At 72.8% G+C, this 20,030-nt stretch carries 15 protein-coding genes; 9 read left to right on the top strand and 6 right to left on the bottom strand.

Annotation, left to right across the window (positions count from 1 at the left end):
• Positions 1-213: 213 nt before the first annotated feature.
• The 3 genes from NBY69_RS32260 to NBY69_RS32250 are packed head-to-tail and all read right to left on the bottom strand — an operon-like array spanning position 214 to position 4,006.
• Complete coding sequence (locus NBY69_RS32260; protein ID WP_250305498.1) at positions 214-1,557, bottom strand: lipopolysaccharide assembly protein LapB; 1,344 nt, start codon at positions 1,555-1,557, stop codon at positions 214-216.
• A complete protein-coding gene (locus tag NBY69_RS32255) occupies positions 1,554-2,303 on the bottom strand; it encodes a class F sortase (RefSeq protein WP_250305497.1) in 750 nt (249 codons plus the stop codon). The genes NBY69_RS32260 and NBY69_RS32255 overlap by 4 nt, the downstream gene beginning before the upstream one ends.
• The gene (locus NBY69_RS32250; protein ID WP_250305496.1) at positions 2,300-4,006 is read right to left on the bottom strand and encodes a DUF4331 domain-containing protein; all 1,707 of its coding nucleotides are present in this window, start codon (positions 4,004-4,006) and stop codon (positions 2,300-2,302) included. The genes NBY69_RS32255 and NBY69_RS32250 overlap by 4 nt, the downstream gene beginning before the upstream one ends.
• A gap of 579 nt (positions 4,007-4,585) precedes the next feature.
• On the opposite strand from NBY69_RS32250, the gene NBY69_RS32245 reads away from it, so the two are divergent.
• Both NBY69_RS32245 and NBY69_RS32240 read left to right on the top strand, forming a co-directional pair.
• Positions 4,586-6,280, top strand: a complete 1,695-nt coding sequence (locus NBY69_RS32245) for a high frequency lysogenization protein HflD (RefSeq protein ID WP_250305495.1) — start codon at positions 4,586-4,588, stop codon at positions 6,278-6,280.
• Positions 6,281-6,294: 14 nt separating this feature from the next.
• Positions 6,295-6,639 (top strand): hypothetical protein, encoded by a 345-nt coding sequence (locus tag NBY69_RS32240; protein ID WP_250305494.1) that lies wholly within the window; start codon positions 6,295-6,297, stop codon positions 6,637-6,639.
• Between the two features lie 61 nt (positions 6,640-6,700).
• On the opposite strand, the gene NBY69_RS32235 is transcribed toward NBY69_RS32240, so the two are convergent.
• Positions 6,701-7,642 (bottom strand): LysR substrate-binding domain-containing protein, encoded by a 942-nt coding sequence (locus tag NBY69_RS32235; RefSeq protein WP_250305493.1) that lies wholly within the window; start codon positions 7,640-7,642, stop codon positions 6,701-6,703.
• Between the two features lie 183 nt (positions 7,643-7,825).
• Between NBY69_RS32235 and NBY69_RS32230 the strand changes: the two genes are divergently transcribed.
• The 4 genes from NBY69_RS32230 (at position 7,826) to NBY69_RS32215 (ending at position 13,061) form a co-directional block, all read left to right on the top strand.
• The gene (locus NBY69_RS32230; RefSeq protein WP_250305492.1) at positions 7,826-8,956 is read left to right on the top strand and encodes a YeiH family protein; all 1,131 of its coding nucleotides are present in this window, start codon (positions 7,826-7,828) and stop codon (positions 8,954-8,956) included.
• Positions 8,957-9,275: 319 nt separating this feature from the next.
• Positions 9,276-11,009, top strand: coding sequence for a SpoIIE family protein phosphatase (locus NBY69_RS32225; RefSeq protein ID WP_250305491.1), 1,734 nt, complete (start codon positions 9,276-9,278; stop codon positions 11,007-11,009).
• A 169-nt stretch (positions 11,010-11,178) separates the two neighbouring features.
• A complete protein-coding gene (locus tag NBY69_RS32220) occupies positions 11,179-11,691 on the top strand; it encodes a SigE family RNA polymerase sigma factor (protein ID WP_250305490.1) in 513 nt (170 codons plus the stop codon).
• A gap of 110 nt (positions 11,692-11,801) precedes the next feature.
• Positions 11,802-13,061, top strand: a complete 1,260-nt coding sequence (locus NBY69_RS32215) for a hypothetical protein (RefSeq protein ID WP_250305489.1) — start codon at positions 11,802-11,804, stop codon at positions 13,059-13,061.
• Between the two features lie 80 nt (positions 13,062-13,141).
• On the opposite strand, the gene NBY69_RS32210 is transcribed toward NBY69_RS32215, so the two are convergent.
• Positions 13,142-14,806, bottom strand: a complete 1,665-nt coding sequence (locus tag NBY69_RS32210) for a bifunctional 3'-5' exonuclease/DNA polymerase (protein WP_250305488.1) — start codon at positions 14,804-14,806, stop codon at positions 13,142-13,144.
• A 224-nt stretch (positions 14,807-15,030) separates the two neighbouring features.
• Here NBY69_RS32210 and NBY69_RS32205 point away from each other — a divergent pair, with 224 nt between their 5' ends.
• The 3 genes from NBY69_RS32205 (at position 15,031) to NBY69_RS32195 (ending at position 19,457) form a co-directional block, all read left to right on the top strand.
• Positions 15,031-15,939, top strand: a complete 909-nt coding sequence (locus NBY69_RS32205) for an NADP-dependent oxidoreductase (protein WP_250305487.1) — start codon at positions 15,031-15,033, stop codon at positions 15,937-15,939.
• A 209-nt stretch (positions 15,940-16,148) separates the two neighbouring features.
• Positions 16,149-17,273 carry a DUF2786 domain-containing protein gene (locus tag NBY69_RS32200; protein ID WP_250305486.1) on the top strand — a complete coding sequence of 375 codons (1,125 nt, stop codon included), beginning with the start codon at positions 16,149-16,151 and terminating at the stop codon, positions 17,271-17,273.
• A gap of 90 nt (positions 17,274-17,363) precedes the next feature.
• Entirely contained in the window at positions 17,364-19,457 is a 2,094-nt protein-coding gene (locus NBY69_RS32195) for an FUSC family protein (RefSeq protein WP_250305485.1), read from the top strand.
• A 50-nt stretch (positions 19,458-19,507) separates the two neighbouring features.
• On the opposite strand, the gene NBY69_RS32190 is transcribed toward NBY69_RS32195, so the two are convergent.
• A complete protein-coding gene (locus tag NBY69_RS32190; RefSeq protein ID WP_250305484.1) occupies positions 19,508-19,987 on the bottom strand; it encodes a hypothetical protein in 480 nt (159 codons plus the stop codon).
• Positions 19,988-20,030: the final 43 nt, after the last annotated feature.

Below are 20,030 nucleotides of genomic sequence, written 5' to 3'. Positions count from 1 at the left end.
ACGCCGGCCGCGGACCAGGCTCCCGAGTCCCCGCGTGGCAGGAAGTGTGACCGAGTTGATCGCGGAGGTCGCTACTGCGCAGGAGCTCCGGACGGGGTCTACATCGTTTCCAAGAACGCCGTGTTCGCCGGGCCCGACAACATCGCCTGCTCCGCCACCAAGGCGGACCAGGCCCTCCAGGTCAGGCTGCGCGCCGCGGAACTGGGCGGTACGTCAGGCGGGATCCTTCAGGGCGGCGAGGGCCGCTCGGGCTTTCGGCGCGTACAAGGGGCTGAAGTGAGGGTTGATGGTGAGCGCTTCGGTCAGGTCGTCGCGCGCCGCCGCCCGGTCACCGAGGGCCTTTTCGATGAGCCCGCGGTGATAGTGGAAGAGAGCGTTGCGCATGCCCTGGGAGAGCGCCCGGCCGGACTCGGCGAGAGCCTCCCGGTCCTGGCCGTTGATGTGCAGCGCCCAGGCCAGGGCATCGTGGCTCTCCAGGAAGGGGCGGCTCCTGATGCCTTCCCGGGCAACGGCCAGGGCACGCCGGGGATTGCCGTGGTCGGCCTCGAAGAGGGCGGCGTCGGAGTCGAGGGTGACACCGTTGGCGGCGAAGAGTCTCTGCTCGGCGCGGAAGACCTCGTACTGCTGCTCGGCTTCCTTCGTACGTCCCAAGGACTGGTACAGCTCGCCGAGTTGGAGGATGTACTCGGGTTGCGGGACGCGTTGGACGGCCCTGGTGAAGTCGGCGATGGCGGCGCCGGTGTTCCCGAGGGCCGCCTCTGCCTTTGCTCTGGCCTGGAGCAGCGAGGTGGAGGAGGGCGCGACGCGCAGTCCTGCTCGGGCCTGGGCGAGTTCGGTGGCCGGGTCTCCGCTGTTGAAGGCGAGTTCGCCGAGGTAGTAGTGGGCGAACGCCTGGTCGGCCGGGCCTCCGGCGTCCTGCAGGGCGCGTTGCATGTCGGCGCGCGCGGTCGGGATGTCGCCCCGGAGCTCCGCGACGTAGGAGGCGCGGGACAGGGAGGGGGAGCCGGGCCTGAGGTCGACCATGCGCTGGACGGCCTCGGCTGCTTCGGAGTAGCGGCCGAGCTGCGTGCAGGCGTCGGCGAGGGTTCCGTACAGCGAGGAGTTGTACGGGTTGACGGCAACCGCGCGCTGCGCCCAGTCCAGCGCCTGGGCGAATCGGTGGCGGGCCGCTTCGAGAGCCGCCATGCCGCCCAGCGCGGTGAAGTTGTCCTTCTTCTGGATGGCCAGCGACCGTGTGAGGACCGCCTCCGCCTTGGGGTAGTACGACGGGTCGGCGGTGCTCTTGGCCTGCTCGACGTAGTCCAGCCCGAGGGTGCTGAGCGCGACGGCGTCCTGGGGGGCGCCGCGCAGGTGCCGCTGGAGTCCGGTGATGTCCGTGGCCAGCGGGTCACCGCCGGTGGCCGGGCCGCCCGCAGCGGCCGGAGAGGCCGGGGTACTCGGCGCCGCGGACCAGGGGGAGAGGGCCAGACCGCCGGCGAGGAAGAGGCCCACTCCGAGGGTCGTGGTCACGGCGGTGAGCAGCAGGGTGCGTCGGTGGGTGGGCTTGCGCTGGGTCAATTCCCGCTCCGGGTGGGGGTGGGTGGAGGAGAGGCGGAGGGGTGCGCCCGGCCGGGGGCGGCGGGCGTCGCGTAGACGACGAGGTTCTCGCGGTACTCGTGCCGGTCCCTGTCGTAGGTCCCGCCGCAGGTGATGAGGCGCAGGGCCGGGGCGCCGTTCACCGCGTACACCTGGTCGTCGGGGAAGTCGTCCCTGTCGTACTGGCGGAGTGCCCGGACGGTGAAGGTGGCGTGGGAGTGGTCGCTGCGGTCGACGGTGACGCGGTCCCCCGGGCGCAGGGAGGACAGGTTGTAGAAGGCGGCCGGTCCGGTGAGGGAGTCGACGTGGCCGACTATGATCGCCGCGCCCGGATCCCCGGGCCGGGGGCCGTCGCGCCACCAGCCGATCTGCCCGGGGTCCTGTGGTGCGCCGAGGCGGCCGTCCTGCTGCACCTGCAGGCCGGTGAGGGTGTGGTCCAGGCCGATGCTCGGTATGCGTATGCGTATCGGTGGCGCCGCAGGGGCCGCCGGTGCGGCGCGCCCGGCGGACTGCGGGACGGGCAGGGCGCCGATGTCCGCGCTCTTCGGGGGACCGGGCCTGTCGGTGACGAGCGCGGAGGTGCCTGTCCCGGCCAGGGTCATGCCGGTGGCGACGGCGAGGACCGCGGCCAGGCGCCGTGGATCGGCGGGGCGGAACCGGTGGACGGCCCGGGGCCGCCTGCCCTCCGGGGTGGAGGGCAGGCGGCCGGACGGGTCGGGGCCGGTCACGCCCGGTCCGCCTGCCGTCGGCGCAGGAACATGAATCCGGCGGCGGCCAGCAAGGCACCGCCGGCGAGGGCGACGACGGCCACGACGGGAGTGCCACCGCTCAGGGCGGTCCCGCCGAAGCCCGCTCCGACGCCGCCGTCCGGGCGCTGCGAATCGGCCTGGTTGACGGCGGCCGTGTTGGGCAGCGCCACGTACGGGAAGGACGCCTCCGGCTGGCGGTACGGGGTGTTGACGCCGTCACCCGCGGCCAGCGCGGGCACGATCTTCCCCGTCTGCGCGGCGCCTTCGAGGGCCTGCAGTGAGATGTCGACGACATCGTCGTTGAGCCGGCGGCCGTTGGGGAAGCCCGCGAGGTCACCGCCCAGGACGCCGAGGCGGTTGGGGTTGCTGGAGGTGGGGACGGACATGTTCAGCCGCAGCTCTTCGGACGGGACGAACTGGCTCTTCTTGACGCCGGCGTTGAGCTGCTGCGAGTTGAGATCCGCCTGGATCGGACCACAGGCCTTGCAGATACCGGTCAGGAAGATCTCGACCAGGTCGTTGCGGGGTGTCGCGGGAGCCGGGATGCCGTAGATGCTCTGGATGAGCTTCGGCACGATCGGGTCCTTCACCTTGTCGACGACCGGCGTGATCGTGTGGTCCTGGTCCGGAGTCAGCGTGTTGAACGCGTCCTTGTACTTCAGCGGCACCACCACCTCGTTGACCAGTGGGTTCCCCAGCCGGGAGACCTGGTGCCAGCCCGCGTCCCCGGTCGAGGGCGGCCCGCCCTTGTTGTCGCTCTCCGTCCGGGAGCCGGTCGCGCTCCTGTCGCTCTCCGTCCGGGAGTCCGTCCCGCTCCTGTTGCTCTCGGAGCCCTTGCCCGCGACGACTGCCGCGCCCTTGCGGTCGGTGGTGGACCACACCCCGATGACCGGGTTGCTCTTGGCGTCCCCCTTCAGGGCCACCTGCGCCTTCGGAACCTGGAGGGCGATGGTGTTCACGTTGTACCCGGCGAGGGTGTTGTGGCCGGTCTCCTTGAGGTTCCCGCCGTAGAGCAGGTCGAAGATCCGCAGGTCCAGGAAGAACGGGTCGGAGGCCTGCCCGGCGTAGGTCTGACCGCCGTCCGGCAGGGAGACCGTGGCCTCCTTGCGCAGCGCGGCGTAGTCGGGCATCGAGGCCTTGCCGGTGTTGGAGGGGGCAGCGGGCGCGTCCTTGACCAGCGTCCTGGTGTTACCGCGGGCATCGGTGGCGGTCAGCGTGTAGGTCTGGCGGAAGTTCAGGGTCGTGTCGTCGATGGAATTGACGACGCCGGTGTTGTAGAGGAACTGGTTGGCGGCATCGCGGATGTGGTCGGTGAACGCCCAGGTGTAGGTGGTGTCGGGCTTGCCGTCGCCGTCACTGTCGATCTTGATGTTGTAGTGGGCGTCGTTGGCGAAGGGGTAGAAGTTGGGGCCGCCGTTGGGCTCCTCGAAGGGGATCCAGTTCGCGATCAGGGTCACCATGTCGGGCTTGTCGGGGCTCGTGAAGGCGTAGACGTCGGTGTTGTCGGCCTTCGGGTCGCCCGCGGTCAGCGGGGCCTCGCGGTGGCTGGAGGCGGAACTGACACCGGGGGCGAGGCCGGTGAGAGTGCCTGCGGTGACCAGGGCGAGGGTGCCGAGTGCGGCGAGAGCGCGTTCGGCCGGGCGGGCCGGGGTCCGTCTGCGCGACGGCAGGGGAAGCTTCATGGGCCATCCGTTTCCGGTGAGTGCCGCTGTCCGCCGGGGAGACGGCGCGGCGAGAGCGGGAACGCTCGAAGCCGCACACGGACGTTTCCGGACCGCACCCATGACCGGAGCGGTGTGACCGACAACCCATCCGTAATGAGACCTAAGCTACGAATAAGTCACCATGTGTCGTATGTGTCAGCAATCGTCTTGAGGCTGAACGCCACAGAATCTGCCCGAACGGGAACGGAACTCGGTTCGGGGCGAGGCTTGTTGCGAACTATGTGCAATTAGTCTGAACCTGTGCGGGCGAGGCCCGGACGGCATCCTCACGAAGCCAACCGGGTGGTCGCGATGGGCCGCACGAGTGGCATGTCCCGCCCGGCCAGCGTGCGCGGGCACGGCCGGAACGCGGCCCGGTCATTGTCCTCGGGAGCCTTGAACCCGCCCGGTCCGCTCTTCCGAGGCGGAGTCGGCGACACCCGCGATTCCGCGCGCGGACGAGATCAGACGCACCCCGCGTGTTCTCCGCGCGGACGAGATCAGACACACCTCGCGTGTTCCCCGCACCGGTTGCACGCCCACCGCTCCGGAGGCCCCGTGACCCATCGACCCCACGTACGACGGGCCGTCGCCGTGGCCGTCGGCGCCCTGTGGCTCCTCGGCGCCGCGGTCCCCCCGGCCCAGGCCCACCCGCTCGGCAACTTCTCCGTCAACCACTACACCGGCTTCACGCTCCGCCCCGACCGCGTGGACGTCACGGCCGTGACCGACACCGCGGAGATCCCCACCCTCCAGGACGCGTTGAAGGTCGACAGCAACGGGGACGGCAAGCAGAGTGACGCCGAGCGCGCCCACTGGGCCGCCGCAGGCTGTGCCCGAACGGCCGGGAAGCTGGAGGTCACCGCACCGCGGCGGCTCAAGTGGACCGTCAGGTCCGCCCGGTTCGACTACCGTCCCGGGCAGGGCGGGCTGCGTACCAGTCGGCTGGAGTGCGACCTCCGGGCCCCCTTGCGTCTGACGGACGGTCCGGTCTCCCTGCGCGTCGACACCGGCGCCGACCGGACCAGGGTGGGCTGGAACGAGATCACCGCCAAGGGCGAGGGAACGCATCTCCAGCACTCCACCGTTCCGGAATCCTCGGTCACCGACGAATTGCGCAACTACCCGCGGGATCTGCTCTCCACCCCACGCGGTGACACCACGGCGCAGTTCACCGCCGCTCCGGGTGAGGGGGCCGCCGGTACGCACCGAACGCCGGATCGGGTCACGGCCGGAAGCGGTCCTGCCGCCCGTGTCGAGGCCGTGTCCCGGCAGTTGATGTCGCTTGCGGGGGCGAAGCACCTCACGCTCCCGATCGGAATCCTGGCGGTTCTGCTCTCCGTCGTTCTGGGCGCGGGCCATGCGCTGTTGCCGGGCCACGGCAAGACCGTCATGGCCGCCTACCTCGCGGGCAAGCGCGGCAGAACCCGTGATGCCGTCACCGTCGGCGCCACCGTCACCCTCACTCACACGGCCGGAGTCATCGTCATCGGCCTCTGCCTCACCGTGTTCTCCTCGTTGGCGGGCGATGCCGTACTGGGCTGGCTGGGTGTCGTCAGCGGCGCGCTCGTGGCCCTGGTCGGAGCGGGCCTGCTGAGGGACGCGGTACGGCAGCGCCGTCGAGCCGTGCGCCTCGCTTCGCCGGACGGCCTGCAGGCGAGAGCGCCGGAACCGGAACTGGTCGGCGCGGGTTCCGCCGTCCACCACGAGCACACGCACGACCCCTGCCACGAACACGCGCCGCACCACGAGCACGAGCCTCATCACGACCACGACCACGACCACGACCACGACCACGACCACGACCACGACCACGACCACGACCACACCCACGACCACGCCCACACGCACGAGAAACCGCACCGCCACGGCCTGTTCGGGCACCACCACACCCACGCACCTGCCACCGCCGACCCGCAACCCTTCAGCACCCGGGGCCTGATCGGGCTCGGGATCGCCGGGGGGCTGGTACCGAGCCCCTCGGCCCTGGTCGTCCTCCTCGGTGCGATCGCCCTGGGCAGGACCGCCTTCGGGGCCGCTCTCGTGCTCGCCTACGGCCTGGGCATGGCCGCCACGCTCACCGCCGTCGGGCTCGTCCTCGTACGGATCGGCGGCCGGGTGACCAAGTTCTCCGAGCATCCGCTTCTCGCCCTGGTGCGCCGCGTCGCTCCCCACACCGCGGTCCTGACGGCCTTCCTGGTGCTCGTCGTCGGCCTGGGCCTGATGATCCGCAGCCTGCCGCCCGTCCTGTGACCGGAGGAACCCCCATGACTCACCGCCGGAAGACCCGCTTCGCTGCGGCCCTGCTGACCGCGTTCGCCGTCAGCGGCTGCGCGGCCTCGCCGGGCGGCTCCCTCGACGCCCAGTCCGCGACCCCCTCTCCCACCTGTCTCGTGCACCAGAGGAAGGAACCCGCCGAGCGCTACACCGCGGGCAGCGAGGCCGACCCGCGCTCCGTCCTCGAAATGCTGCACTACTACACCGCCAACGGCACCAAGGCCTTCTGCGACGGCAAGCCCCCCACCCGCACCGATCGCCAGTGGATGACCCTCTACACCAGCCTCGGCGGCCGACGCAGCCACGTCCCCGGTGCGGCCACCCGGACGCCCTGAGGGCGGTTCACCCTTCCCCGCCGTGACGGAAACGGGGTTTCCGGAGCGGCGCCCCCGCCGCTCAGGCCCGGCCCGCCGCCCGGAGCAGATGCAGGGCCGGTTCGGGGAGTTCGCGGCCCTTGGGCCAGACCGCGTGCAGGACACGGCGGAGGGGGAGTGCCGGGTCGACCTCGATCTCCACCAGGCGCCGCAGGTCCAGGTCCTCCCGTACCGCCAGGACGGAGAGCACGGCCGGTGCCAGGCCCCGGGCGGCGGCGCTGCGCAGGGGGGCGGTGGAGCCCAGCTCCAGGACCGGCACGGCGATGCCGTCGTACTGGCGCAGCGCCGTCACCAGGGTCTCCCGGGTGCCGGAGCCCGGTTCGCGCACCAGGAGCGGGGTGTCGGCCAGTTCGCGGCCCGACAGCGGGGTGCGGCGGCGGGTCCACGGGTGGCCCGGCGCCACCACGACCGCGAGCCGGTCCCGTCCCACCGCCGTACGGTGCAGGTCGTCCGGGACCCGGGGGCCCTCGACGAAGCCCAGGTCGCACTCGCCGCGGCGGAGCGCCTCGATGACGCCCCAGGAGTTGGTGACGGTCAGCCCCACATGGGCGCCCGGGGCGCCCTCGCGCAGCGTGACGAGCCAGCCGGGCATCAGCTCCTCGGCGATGGTCAGGCTGGCGGCGACGTGCAGCCGGTTGTCCTGCCGTGAGCGCAGGGCCGCGGCGCCCTCCACGAGGGCTTCGGCCTGTTCCAGCACCGTCCGCGCCCAGTCGGTGACCACCGCGCCCGCCGGGGAGAGCCGGGAGCCCGAGGTGGAACGGTCCAGCAGGTGCAGTCCGAGCCGTCGTTCCAGGGTGCGGATCCGGGCGCTCGCGGACGGCTGACTGATCCGCAGCCGGGCCGCGGCCCGGCCCAGGCTGCCGGTCTCGGCGACCGTGACCAGCAGCTGCAGGGCGTGCAGATCGGGGAGCGGACGCTGCCCGGGTCCGGCGCTCTCCGAGCGGTCGTCCTCACGGCTGCTCATGCGCGGCTGCTCATGTGCCTGCTCATGCGCGTCCGCCCGGATGCCTGACCGTGTGCCTGATCGTGTGCCTGGTCATGTGTGCCCGCTCATAGGAGATGCCTTGAAAAGGTCATAGGGGGACTCTATGACCTGGTCACGAGTTCTCGTCTACCGGGCTCGGTCCCGCGCCCACACGCTGGATTCATGGCTACTCATCTGGACCGTTCTCCGCTCGCAGCTCCTCGGCCACCCGGTCCGCCGACGTCCGGGCGCCGGGCCTCGGCGGTGGCTGCGGTGCGCCGCAACGCCCCCGGCCTGGCGCTCGCCGTCGTGGGTGTCGTGTGCGCCGAGGCGGTGCACGCGCTGCTGCCCGGCATCCCCATGCTGACCGCGGCCGTCGTGCTGGGCATCGTGGCCGCCCACGTCCCGGGGCTGCGCACCCGGGTACGCGGCCCGGCGCAACCGGGACTGACGTTCGCCGGCAAGCGGCTGATGCGGGCGGGCGTCGTCCTGCTCGGCCTCAAACTGAGCATCGGCGATGTGCTCGGGCTCGGCTGGGCCACTGTGGTGATGATCCTCGGGGTCGTCGCCGCCACGTTCTTCGGTACGCAGTGGCTGGGCCGGAAGATGGGCCTGCCGGGCGAGCAGCCGTTGCTGGTGGCCACCGGGTACGCGATCTGCGGTGCTTCGGCGATCGGCGCGGTCAGCAGTGTGCTCGACCGGAACCGCAAGCAGGAGAGCGCCGAGGAGACCGCGCGGCGGGACTCGGACGTGGCTGCCGCTGTCGCCCTGGTGACCCTGTGCGGGACGCTGGCCATCGCCGTCCTTCCGCTGCTGCAGGGGCCGTTGGGGCTGGACGCCAGCCAGTTCGGGCGCTGGGTCGGCGCGGGTGTGCACGACGTCGGGCAGGTGGTGGCCACCGCGCAGACGGCCGGTCCGGACGCGCTGGGTGAGGCGGTCATGGTCAAGCTGATCCGGGTGGCGATGCTCGCGCCCCTGGTGGCGGGGGTCGCGCTCGCCCGCCGCCGGCAGGACGCCAAGCTGCCCGGCGCGGACGCGGCGCCCGCCGGACGCCGTCCTCCCCTGGTACCGCTGTTCGTCGCCGGCTTCCTGGCCGCGGTCGCGCTGCGCAGCACCGGCTGGCTGCCCGGCGGGGTGCTCGACGCCGCCGACAACATCCAGGAACTCCTGCTGGCCGCCGCGCTGTTCGGCCTGGGAAGCGCCGTGTACCTGCCCACCCTGGCCCGCTCCGGAGTGAAGCTCGCCGCCCTCGGCCTGGCCTCCTGGGTCATCGTCGCGGTGACCAGCCTCGCGGGTGTCCTGCTGACCACGTGACACCTGGTGAACCACATGACACCTGGTGAACAGCGTGACGTCACGTGAACGGCGTGACGTCACGCGGCTGCGTGCCCGGGGCCGGAAGCCGGATGTGTCCGGCTTCCGGCCCCGGTGTCAGAGAACCTCGCGCGTGGTGCGCCGGTACGTGGAGCGGCGGTCCTCGATGTCCGCCCAGCGGTCCCCGTACACGTTCAGGGTGATCCCCGGCTCCCGCAGTGTCGCGCAGCTGTACTTGGTGGCCAGGACGGAACGGTCCCTGCCCCGGTGCCGCCGCCCGCCGTCCCGGCGGATGCGTGGGCGGCCGGGGCGGCCGACTATGGAGGCAGGGCATCCGCCGTCCCGAACCAGGAGGCCCCGTGTGAGCGATCCGCCGGATGTCCCACTGACGGACCTGGCAGCCCTGGACTACCTGGTCGGGGGCGCCACGGTCGGTGTGGGCGTGCTCGACACCGACCTGCGCTTCCGGTACGTCAACCGGGCGCTCGAACGGATCAACGGGATCCCCGCAGCCGAGCACCTGGGCCGCACCGTCACCGACCTGCTGCCGGAGCTCGACGCGCCGATGGACGCGCTGCGCGGGGTGCTCGACGACGGGCGGCCCCGTGATGTGACGCACAGCGGCCGTACGCCCGCGTCGGACGACCCGGGGCTGCGTTTCTGGCAGAGCACCTACCACCGGCTGGAACGGGACGGCGAGGTGCACGGGCTGGTCGCGTTGGTCCTGGAGACCAGTGCCTCGCTCAGCCAGCTGCAGGAACTGGAACACGTACGGCGCCACCTCTCCCTCCTGGACACCGCTGCCACCCGCATCGGCACCACGCTGGACATGAACACCACCTGCCACGAGCTGGCCGACCACGTGGTGCCCGCCCTCGCGGACGTCGCCAGCGTCGAGGTGTTCGTACCGGAGGCCGGCAAGTCCGTACGGCCCGCTCCCGAGGGGGTGACCCGGCTGCGCCGGGCCGGGATGGCCGCCGTACCGGAGCTGCGCGAGGCGGTGCGGCAGTTCGGACAGCCGGGGGAGTACGTCGACTACCCGAAGGGCGGCATCGTCACGCGCTGTCTGGAGACGAACCGGCCGGAGGTGCAGAACCTGATCAGCGACGAGCAGCTGATCCGGTCCTCGCCCCACCCCGAGCGGGTCGCCGCCTACCGTGCCCTCGGATTTCACTCCCTCTGCATCGTGCCGCTCGCGGCCCGGGGCCGTTCGCTGGGCGCGCTGGCCCTCGTCCGGGCCGACGACTCGCCGCACTTCACCGACGAGGACGTGGTGATCGCCAAGGAACTCGCGGCCCGTGCGGTCGTCGACCTGGACCACGCCAGCCACTACACCGTCGAGCACGGCATCGCGCTGGAACTCCAGCGCGCCCTGCTCTCCGAGCCGCGCGAACCCCACCCCCATCTGGAGGTCGCCACCCGCTATCTGGCGGCCGGGCAGGGGGCGGTGGTGGGCGGCGACTGGTTCGACGTCGTGCCGCTGTCGGCCTCCCGCCACCTGAAGGTGATGGGCGATGTGATGGGCCACGGTGTCGAGGCGGCCGTCGCCATGAGCCACTACCGCTCGATGGTGCGGCTGCTGGCCGCCGACGACGTACCGCCGCACCGCATCCTGGAGCGCCTCGACCTCATGGTGGAACGGGCGGGCATCGACCGGGCGGCGACCTGCCTGCTGGCCGTCGTCGACCGGAACCACGGACTGTGCCAGGTGGCCAGCGCGGGCCATCTGCCGCCGGTGTTCATCGACCCCGGATCCCACGGCAGGATCGCCGAGATCCCGGTCGGGCCGCCGCTCGGCACGGGCCTCGGCGGCTACGAGACCGCGGCGGTTTCCTGCGGCCCCGGCACCGTCCTGTTCATGTACACGGACGGGCTGGTGGAGCGGCGGGGCGAGGACATCGAGGCGTCGGTCGGACGGCTGGCCGACCTCAGGCTGCCGCCGAGCGGCAGCCTCGACGACCTGCTGGACGGGGTGCTCGAACGCTTCGGGCACGACGCCGAGGACGACATCGCGGTCCTCGCCTCCCGGACCCGGGTGACGGAGACGGGGTGACACCTCCGGCCTGACCGGAACCTTTGGCAGGACCAGAGCTTTCGGCAGGACCAGAACTTTCAGCTGGGCTGAAACATTCGTACGGTGCCGGCGCATCAAAGGAGAGGGAACGGAAAATCGGGGGCGCGCCGAGCGGGCGGGCGCGGCAGCAGGGGGAGGGCAGAGAGCCATGGGGCAGTCCCGTGCGGACGATTTCAGGGAGTTCGCGGCCGGGCGCGCGAATCATCTCTTCCGCTCCGCCTGTCTGCTGACCAGTGGGGACACGCATCTGGCGGAGGATCTGGTGCAGGAGACACTGGGCCGGATGTACGGACTGTGGGGGCGGGTCGCACGGATCGGGAACCCGGCCGGGTACGCCCAGACCGTTCTCGTCCGTACCTTCCTCGCCCACCAGCGGCGGCGCTCGTCGACGGAACGCCCCGTCGGCGAGCTGCCCGAGCGGGCCGTGCCCGGCGGCGGGGACGATCCGGAACTGCGGGTCGCGCTGCTGGCCGCGCTCAGCGCGCTGGCGCCCAAGGACCGGGCGGTGGTGGTGCTGCGGTACTGGGAGGACCGCAGCATCGAGGAGACCGCCGACGCGCTGCACCTCTCATCGGCGGCCGTACGGAGCCGGTCCGTACGGGCCCTGGCCCGGTTGCGCGAGCAACTGGGCGGCAGCCTGGCGGAGTTCGCCGCGCTCTGACGGCGGGCCCGCGGATGTACGACGGCATGACGGCGGCATTCGGAAAGTCTTGATCTTTCGACAACTTTCGGCATCTTTTGACCACATCATCGTGAAGGGGCGGGTTCGGCATGCCATTTGAGGACGAGCTGGGAACGGCACTCCACCGTGCCGCTGACACCTTCGAGCCGGCCGACCGGCCCGCCCTGGTCGACGGCGGGCTGCGCATCGGCCGTCGCAGGGCGGTCCGCCGCCGGGCGGCGGCCGTGACGGGCAGTGTGCTGGCGCTGGCGCTGGTGGGTTCGGCCGGGGCGTACGCGGCCGGGCTGTTCGGCGGCGCGGGGGGCGGCGGGCGTGCCTCGGTGGCCGTCCCGCCGGTGGAGACCGCGAAGCCGGGCCACGGCGGCGCGATCTCCGGGGCGCAGATGGTCAGCACACTGAAGGGGCTGCTCCCCGCCGGGGAGTTCAGCCGGACGGAGGGCCGCGGTACGAGCGACGGGCTCGGCCCGCTGGCCTACGGCGTGTTCGACGACGGGAAGGGCAAGTCGGCGATCTCGCTGTCCGTGGGCCGGGTGGCGGCCCCGGGGGCTGCCACCGCCGACAACGAGCAGGTCACCTGCCCGGACAAGGCGCTCGCCCGGTTCGACGCCTGCCACGCCGAGCGGCTGGCCGACGGGTCGAGGCTGATGATCCTCCAGGGGTACGAGTACCCGGACGGCCGCGCGGACACCAAGGACTGGACGGCCACGCTCCGTACGCCGGACGGTCTGCTGGTCCAGGTGAGCGAGTGGAACGCCGCCCAGGAGAAGGACGCCCCGGTCAGCCGGCCCGAACCGCCGCTCTCGCCCGCCCTGTTGAAGGCTCTGGTGACGGCGGACGCCTGGCGTGCGGTGGGGAAGGCCGTGCCGGTGCCGAAGCCGGAGAAGGCGCCACCGGTGCGGCGGTCGCCGGGCGCCAGTGGCAAGGACATCGGCGCCGCGCTCAGGTCGCTGCTGCCCCACGGGGTGAAGGTCACCGGGTCGGGCGGGCAGCAGGAGGAGTACGCCTATGTCACGGTCGACGACGGCAAGGGCGGCACGTTCGTACAGATCAACGTGCAGCCGAACATGGCCGACGTGGCCGACGAACTCGTCGCGAACGGGCAGCACGTCGAAACGCTCGACGACGGCACGAAGGTCATCACCTCCAAGGAACCGGGGGAGAAGGGCGGAGCCGGAGTCGTCCAGTGGACGGCCGACACCCTGCGCCCGGACGGATTCCGGGTCGTCGTCATGGAGATGAACACCGCCACGCTCCAGGGCCCGGCCACCCGCAAGGCACCCGCGCTCACCATGGAACAGCTGCGCTCCATCGCGGTCAGTGATGCCTGGCTGAAGCTCAGGGGCGCGTAGGCCGTGTCCGACGGTTCCCTCCTGGCCGGGGCGCGGCGGCCGTGTGGTGAACGCCCCGACTGCCGCGCGCCGCGGGCGGGTCACTTCGCGTCGGCGTAGCACTCCACCACCGCCTGCGTGAACGGGAACCGCACCGGGGTCTCCCCGAAGGCGATCCGCCCGGCCAGCTCACCGGCCGCGCGGATCGCCTCGACCACGTCCACCGCCTCGTCCTGCGGGCAGTGCACGATCACCTCGTCGTGCTGGAAGAAGACCAGTTCGGCGCGGAGCCCGGCCGTGTGCAGCGACCGCCGCAGCGCGGCCAGCATCAGCAGGGCCCAGTCGGCCGCGCTGCCCTGGACCACGAAGTTCCGGGTGAAGCGCCCCCAGGCGCGCGCGTCCGACGAGGCGCGGCCGGTGGGCGACTCCTCCTGCGGAATTCCCGCCTCCTCGTCGTCCTCGGCCCCCGCCGCCCGCGGGCTGGTCCGCCCCAGCCAGGTCCGTACGAGCCGCCCCTCCTCGCCCGCCCGCGCTGCGTCGTCCACGTACGCCACGGCCGCCGGGAACCGCCGTCGCAGCGCCGCGAGGTTCTTCAGGCCGTCGCCGGACGTCTGGCCGTAGACCGCGCCGAGCAGCGCGATCTTCGCGTGGTCGCGGTCCCCGCTGAACGCCCGCTCGGAGAGCGCCGCGTACAGGTCGCCGTCGTGTCCGGCGACCTCCATCAGTCCCCGGTCGCGGGAGACCGCCGCGAGCACCCGGGGCTCCATCTGGTCGGCGTCGGCCACCACCAGACGCCAGCCCGGGTCCGCGACGACGGCCCGGCGGATCACCTTCGGGATCTGGAGTGCCCCGCCGCCGTTGGTGGTCCACCGCCCGGAGACCGTCCCGCCCGGCTGGTACTCCGGTCGGAACCGCCCCTCGCGCACCCAGTCCTGGAGCCATCCCCAGCCGTGCGCCGTCCAGATCCGGTAGAGCTTCTTGTACTGGACGAGCGGCTTCACCGCCGGGTGGTCGATCCCCTCGATCTCCCAGCGCCGGGTCGACTTCACCTTGATCCCGGCCTCCGCGAAGGCCTTGACGACATCGGCGGACAGCTCCGGTCTGACCCGCCGCCCGAAGGCCGCCGACACCTCGTCGGCCAGCTCCGCCATCCGGCGTGGCTCGCCACCGCCCGCGTACCGCTCGCCCAGCAGCTCGTCCAGCACGGTCCGGTGCACATCGGCCCGCCACGGCAGGCCGTCCCGGCGCATCTCGGCGGCCACCAGCATGCCCGCCGACTCCGAGGCGGTGAGCAGCCGCATCCGGTCCGGGTGTTCGGTGGTCCCGTACCGCCCGAGCTGGTCCGCGTACACCGCGAGGAGCGCGTCGAACTCCACGGTCACGGGCGCCGGTTCGAAGAGCGAGGACTGCGAGCCCGGGGTGGCGGACCTGGGGGGCGGATCGGGCGGTACCGGTGCGTTGCGCAGGCGGGCCCAGGCCGCTGCCGCCGACCGGGGCTCGCCGTACCGCCCGGCGTGGCCGAGCAGCAGCAGCTCCGCGTCCTCGATGTCGTAACACCGCTCGACGCGCACTCCGGCCGCCAGCAGCCGGGGGTAGATCTCGGCCGTCGAGCGCCACACCCACCGGGCGACGTCCGGCCGGGACCTGACCGCCTCGACCAGGTCCGGCTCGAACCGCACGTCCCCGGCGGGCAGCCCGTCCGGGCCGAGGGGTGCGAGCTGTGCCCCGCCACCCTCCGCCGCCGCCAGAGCCCACCGCTCGGTCATGCGATCGAGTGTGACAGCAGGCACTGACAACGGGTGTCTCGTGAGGCGGAGGTGGCCGGGACCGTGGACGATCGGTGGAGGAGCAGCCACGCCGCTCTGCCCGATCCCGATCCTTGACCCCGATCCTGATCCCGATCCCGACCCTCACCCCGACACCGGCATCGATCCCGACCCCGCCGCCGACGGCCTCACCGCCTGCGGCCCTGACGACGGAGGACACCCCCATGGAAGCGATCGTCTTCGAGGAGTTCGGCGGCCCCGAGGTACTCCACCTCACGGAGGCCCCCGAGCCGCACCCGGGTCCCGGCCAGGTCAGGCTGAAGGTGGCCGCCGCCGGGGTGAACGCCCTCGACTACAAGACCCGCCGCGGCTGGATGGAGGCCTTCATGCCGACGAAGCTGCCCTCGATCCCCGGCCGGGAGGTCGCGGGGACGGTGGACGAGGTCGGCGAGGGCGTGACCGCGTTCGCCGTCGGCGACGAGGTGGTGGGCTGGAGCACCACGGGCGGGTACGCGCAGTACGCCCTCGCCGAGACCGTCGCCCCCAAACCGGCCGGTCTCGCCTGGGAGACGGCGGTCGCCCTGCCGGTGGCCGGGGAGACCTCGCAGCGCGTGCTGGACCTGCTGGAGCTGGCGAACGGCGAGACCCTGCTGGTGAACGGCGGTGCGGGCGCGGTCGGTTCGATCGCCGTCCAGCTCGCGGTGGCGAGCGGCGCGACGGTCGTCGCCACCGCGTCCGAGGCCAACCACGACTATCTGCGGGCGCTCGGCGCGATCCCGGTCGTCTACGGCGAGGGCCTCGTCGAACGGGTACGGGCGGTCGCCCCGCAGGGCATCGACGCGGTCTTCGACGTCGCGGGCAAGGGTGCGCTGCCCGACTCGATCGAACTGCGCGGCGGTACGACGGACCGGATCGTCACCATCGCCGACCAGGCGGCTGCCGATCTGGGCGTGACGTTCAGCGGGGGCGGCGTGTCCAGCACGGCGGAGGCACTGACCCGGCAGGTCCGGCTGGCGGCGGACGGCACGCTGCGGGTGGAGGTGGCGAAGGTGTTCCCGCTGGCGGAGGCGGCGCGGGCGCAGGCGCTGAGCGAGGAGGGGCACGCACGGGGGAAACTGGTGCTGAAGCCGTGAGCCGGCGGGGGTGAACCGTTCCCGGGCCCTTCCAGGCGTTCTGGATGTTCCGGGTGCGCCGGGTGCGCCGGGTGCGCCGGGTGCGCCGGGTGCTCCCGGGGAGCTCTCTGTCCACAGGCTGTGGACAATGGATTCACGCTCCGACGGGGGAGGGAACGGGGTCGCGGGCCGGGGCAGGCGCCGACCTACCCTTGACGCATGGAAGACCTATGGACACGGTGACCGACCGGGCGTTCGCCGCAGCGCTCTACGGGGACGGCGACGACGGTCTGGACACCGGGGCCTCCCTGCTGGCCGCCGATCCGGGGTCCGACCCGGAGCTGGGCCGGCGCGGCGAGGAGTTCCTGCGCCGGGCGTGGCAGCGCGGATGGCAGCCCGCGGACGTCTCGCGGCTGGTCCGGCGCGATCTGACCGAGCGGCACACCCGGCTGCTGGCGGAGCTGATCGCCGCGGAGGTGCGGGCGTACGACCGGCTGCCGCCGCGCTGGCAGGCCCAGTTGGACGAACTGGCGGATCCGGCCGGGGAGACGGCCGGTGCCGGACGGCGGGCGGACCGTTTCTCGTACGCGACAGCCGTCCTTGAGCTGTACCGCCTCCTGCTGCGCCTCCCCACGATCGAACCGGTGGGCGCCGCTCCCGGCGCCGCCGCGCAGCTCCCGCCGCACCACCACGCCGAGCCGCGCATGCTCACCCGCATCCGCGCGCTCCTCGCCAAGGCCGAGGCCACCGACTACGCGGCGGAGGCCGAGGCGCTCAGTGCGAAGGCGCAGGAGCTGATGGCCCGGCACAGCATCGACGAGGCGCGGCTCTCGGCGGAGGGGCGCAGCGCGGACACCCCGGCCGCCTGCCGCATCGGGGTGGACGCTCCCTACGAGACGGCGAAGGCGGTCCTGCTGGACGCGGTCGCCACCGCGAACCGCTGCCGGGCCGTGTGGAACAGCGCCTTCGGCTTCTCCACCGTCGTCGGTTTCGAACCGGACCTGGAAGTCGTCGAACTGCTCCACACCTCGCTCCTCGTCCAGGGCACGGCCGCGATGACCCGCGCGGAGTCGGCGCAGCGGGCGGGCGGACGCAAGCGGACGAAGACGTTCCGCCAGTCGTTCCTCGCGGCGTACGCGAGCCGCCTGGGTCACCGGCTGGCCGAGACCGCAGGGCAGGTGACGGCGGCGGAGGCGGGCTCGCTGCTGCCGGTCCTCGCGGCGCGGGACGTGGCGGTGGTGTCGGAGGCGGAGCGGATGTTCCCGGCGACGACGACGAGCCGGGTGCGCGGGGTCTCGGACGAGGCGGGCTGGACGGAGGGTACGGCGGCGGCGGACGCGGCGCGGGTCGGCTGAGGGCGCAGGCCTCCGAGGGGGCCGGACGGGCGTGACTTCCGCTCTCACCTTGCGCCCGATATGCCCGGTTGTCCCGCTACTCTCAGGGCCATGAGCTGGCTCCGAGCCCTGTCCACGACCGCCCAGGCGGGGCTGAAGATCGAACGGCAGCGCATGGAGCCGCTCCTCGCCTTCCGGGGCACCGCGGGACTCGCCCTCGTCGTTCTCCTGAGCCTCGCGATCTTCGGTCCGGGCGTGGCCGCCAGCTCCGCCTTCGGCGCGTACCAGGCCGGTGTCGCCACCTTCGAGCGCAGCTGGCAGGCCAGGCCCCTGCTGGCGCTGCTGTCCGGGGCGACCCTCGCCGTATCGACCTTCCTCGGCTACCTGTCCGGATCCCACATCGGCGTGTTCATGGCGCTGATCGCGCTCTGGACGTTCGTGGCGGGGCTGGCCTGGGCGGCCGGGCCGACGGCCGGACTCATCGCCTCGTCCAACGTCGCGATGATGCTGGTGACCGTCACCCTCCCCACCTCCGTGCTCACCGCCGTGGGCCATGCCGCGATGATCGCGGTGGGCGCGCTCGTCCAGGCCGGACTCGTCGTCCTCTTCCCGGTCCGCCGCTGGGGCCACCAGCGCGACTCCCTCGCGGACGCGCTCGCCGCCGAGGCCGACTACGCCCGGCGGCTGCGCCAGGATCCGGTCGCGCCCTTCGACCCGGTGCCGTTCATGGACGCCCGCCAGGCCGCGGCCGTCACCCCGCGCGAGGCCCGCCGCCGCCCCGCCGCCCTGCACGGCACCCGGGGCCTCGCCGAGCGCGTCAGGCCGGTGCTCGCCTCGCTCGCCGACCCGGCCGTCGGAGCCGCCGCCGAGGGGGCGGAGCGGGACCGGGCGCTGGAACTGCTGGCCGCCGCCGCCTCCGTACTGGACACCGCGGCCCGCACCATCCGGCACGGCGAACCGGTCGCCTCCCCCACCCAGGCTCTCGCCGTACTGGAGGCCCCCGGCAACGCCGAAGTGCTCACCGGCCCCGCCCGCCGCGCCGCGGTCCGCCTGTCCGCCCTGCTCCGCGATGTGACCGAGGCGGCGCAGGGCGAGGGCAGCAGGCCCGAGTCCGAACCCCTGCTGCGCCCCGCGCTGGTACGCATGGTCCCGTCCGCACTGGAGAAGATGCGCAAGGAGCTGCGCACCCACGAATCAGCCGTCCTGCGGCACGCGATCCGCACCTCGGTGGTCGCCGCCGGCGGCTATCTCATCGGCATCGCGCTCCCGTTCGGCCACGGCTACTGGGTGCCGCTGGCCGCCGTGATGGTGATGCGCCCGGACTTCTCCCAGACGTACGGCCGCGCGGTCGCCCGGCTGTGCGGCACCCTCCTCGGGGTCGCGTTCGCCACCGCGGTCGTCCAGCTGGCCGACCCGGGACCCGTCGTCTCGGGGGCCCTCGCGGTGCTCTGCGCCGGGCTGAACTTCCTGCTGATGCGTACGGGCTACGCCGCCACCTCGGCCTGTATCGCGGCGTACGTCGTCTTCCTGCTCGACATGAGCGGGCTCGAACTCGGCCAGACCATCCGGGACCGCGTCGTCCTCACGCTCGTCGGCGGACTGCTCGCGATGGTCTCGTACGCCGTCTACCCGGCCTGGGAGACGCCCCGGCTGCGCAACCGCCTCGCCGACTGGCTGATCGCCGACGGCCGCTACGCCGCCGCGGTGATCGCGTACTACGCGGACCCCGCGGGCGCCCGCCAGACCGCCGTGCGCGAGGCGGTGCTGGCCGCCCGCGCCGCCCGCATCGACTGGCAGGAAGCCGTGGAGCGGGCGGCCCACGAGCCCGTGCGTCACCGGGGAATCTCCCGCGCGGCGGCCTCCGACGCCGAGGACGCGATGGCCCAGCTGAGCCGCGCCGCCATGCTGATGGAGGCGCATCTGCCCGGCCGCACCACCGCCCCCGTACCGGCGGCGCAGCAGGTGGCCGACGCGCTGCGGCGGGCCACCGAGCGGGGCGCCAGGGACATCCGGGCCCGGCGGGTGCCGCACTGGGACGAGGTGCGGGAGGCGCTCGCCCGCTGGGACGGCGAAGGCGTTCCCGACCAGGTCGTACGCAGCGGGGCCGACCTGCTCCTGGACGCCCTCGACGAACTCACCGACGCTCTGGACGACGAAGGGCCGCGCGCCAAGGGCGACTTGGCCCCGCGGGCCGGAGGGGCGTGACGGTCCCGGACGGCGCCTCCCGGCCCCCGCACCCGCTCCGGACCCACCCGCTACGGGTTCGGCAGCTTCAGCCCGCCCGGGAGCTTCCCGCCGTCGGTCTTCTTGAAGGTGTCCTTGAGCCCGGCGTCCCACGAGACCGTCATGGTCCTGCCGTCGGCGGACTCGATCGACCCCATGGTCCGGTCGGTGTTCCCGTCCGGGCACGTGAGCGACAGCATCGGCTTGCCCATGTCGGCCACCGTGCCCGTGCAGACGTGCTGGCCCGCGATGGCGGCCTGCTTGCCCTGGATCACCAGCGCCGTGGACTTCCCGTCGGTGGTGGCGAGCCAACTGCCCTCGAACTCAGCTGACTTCGCACCGCTGTCGCCGCTCCCGGCACCGCCGGAGCTCGCCGACGGGGCGGGGGCGGCGGTCTTCTGACTGTCCGAGGCGTCGGAACTCTTGTCGTTGCTGCTGGAACAGCCGCTGATCACCAGGACCGTTGCCAGACCCGCGAGGGCTGCGCCGCTGGTACGTACGAACCTGTTCACTTCATCTCCCCCTGAGTTCGAGACGGGCGCGCCGGAGCGCCGG

This window comes from Streptomyces sp. A 4/2, assembly GCF_940670765.1.
Lineage (GTDB): Bacteria > Actinomycetota > Actinomycetes > Streptomycetales > Streptomycetaceae > Streptomyces.
This window is presented reverse-complemented; position numbering and strand designations above follow the sequence as displayed.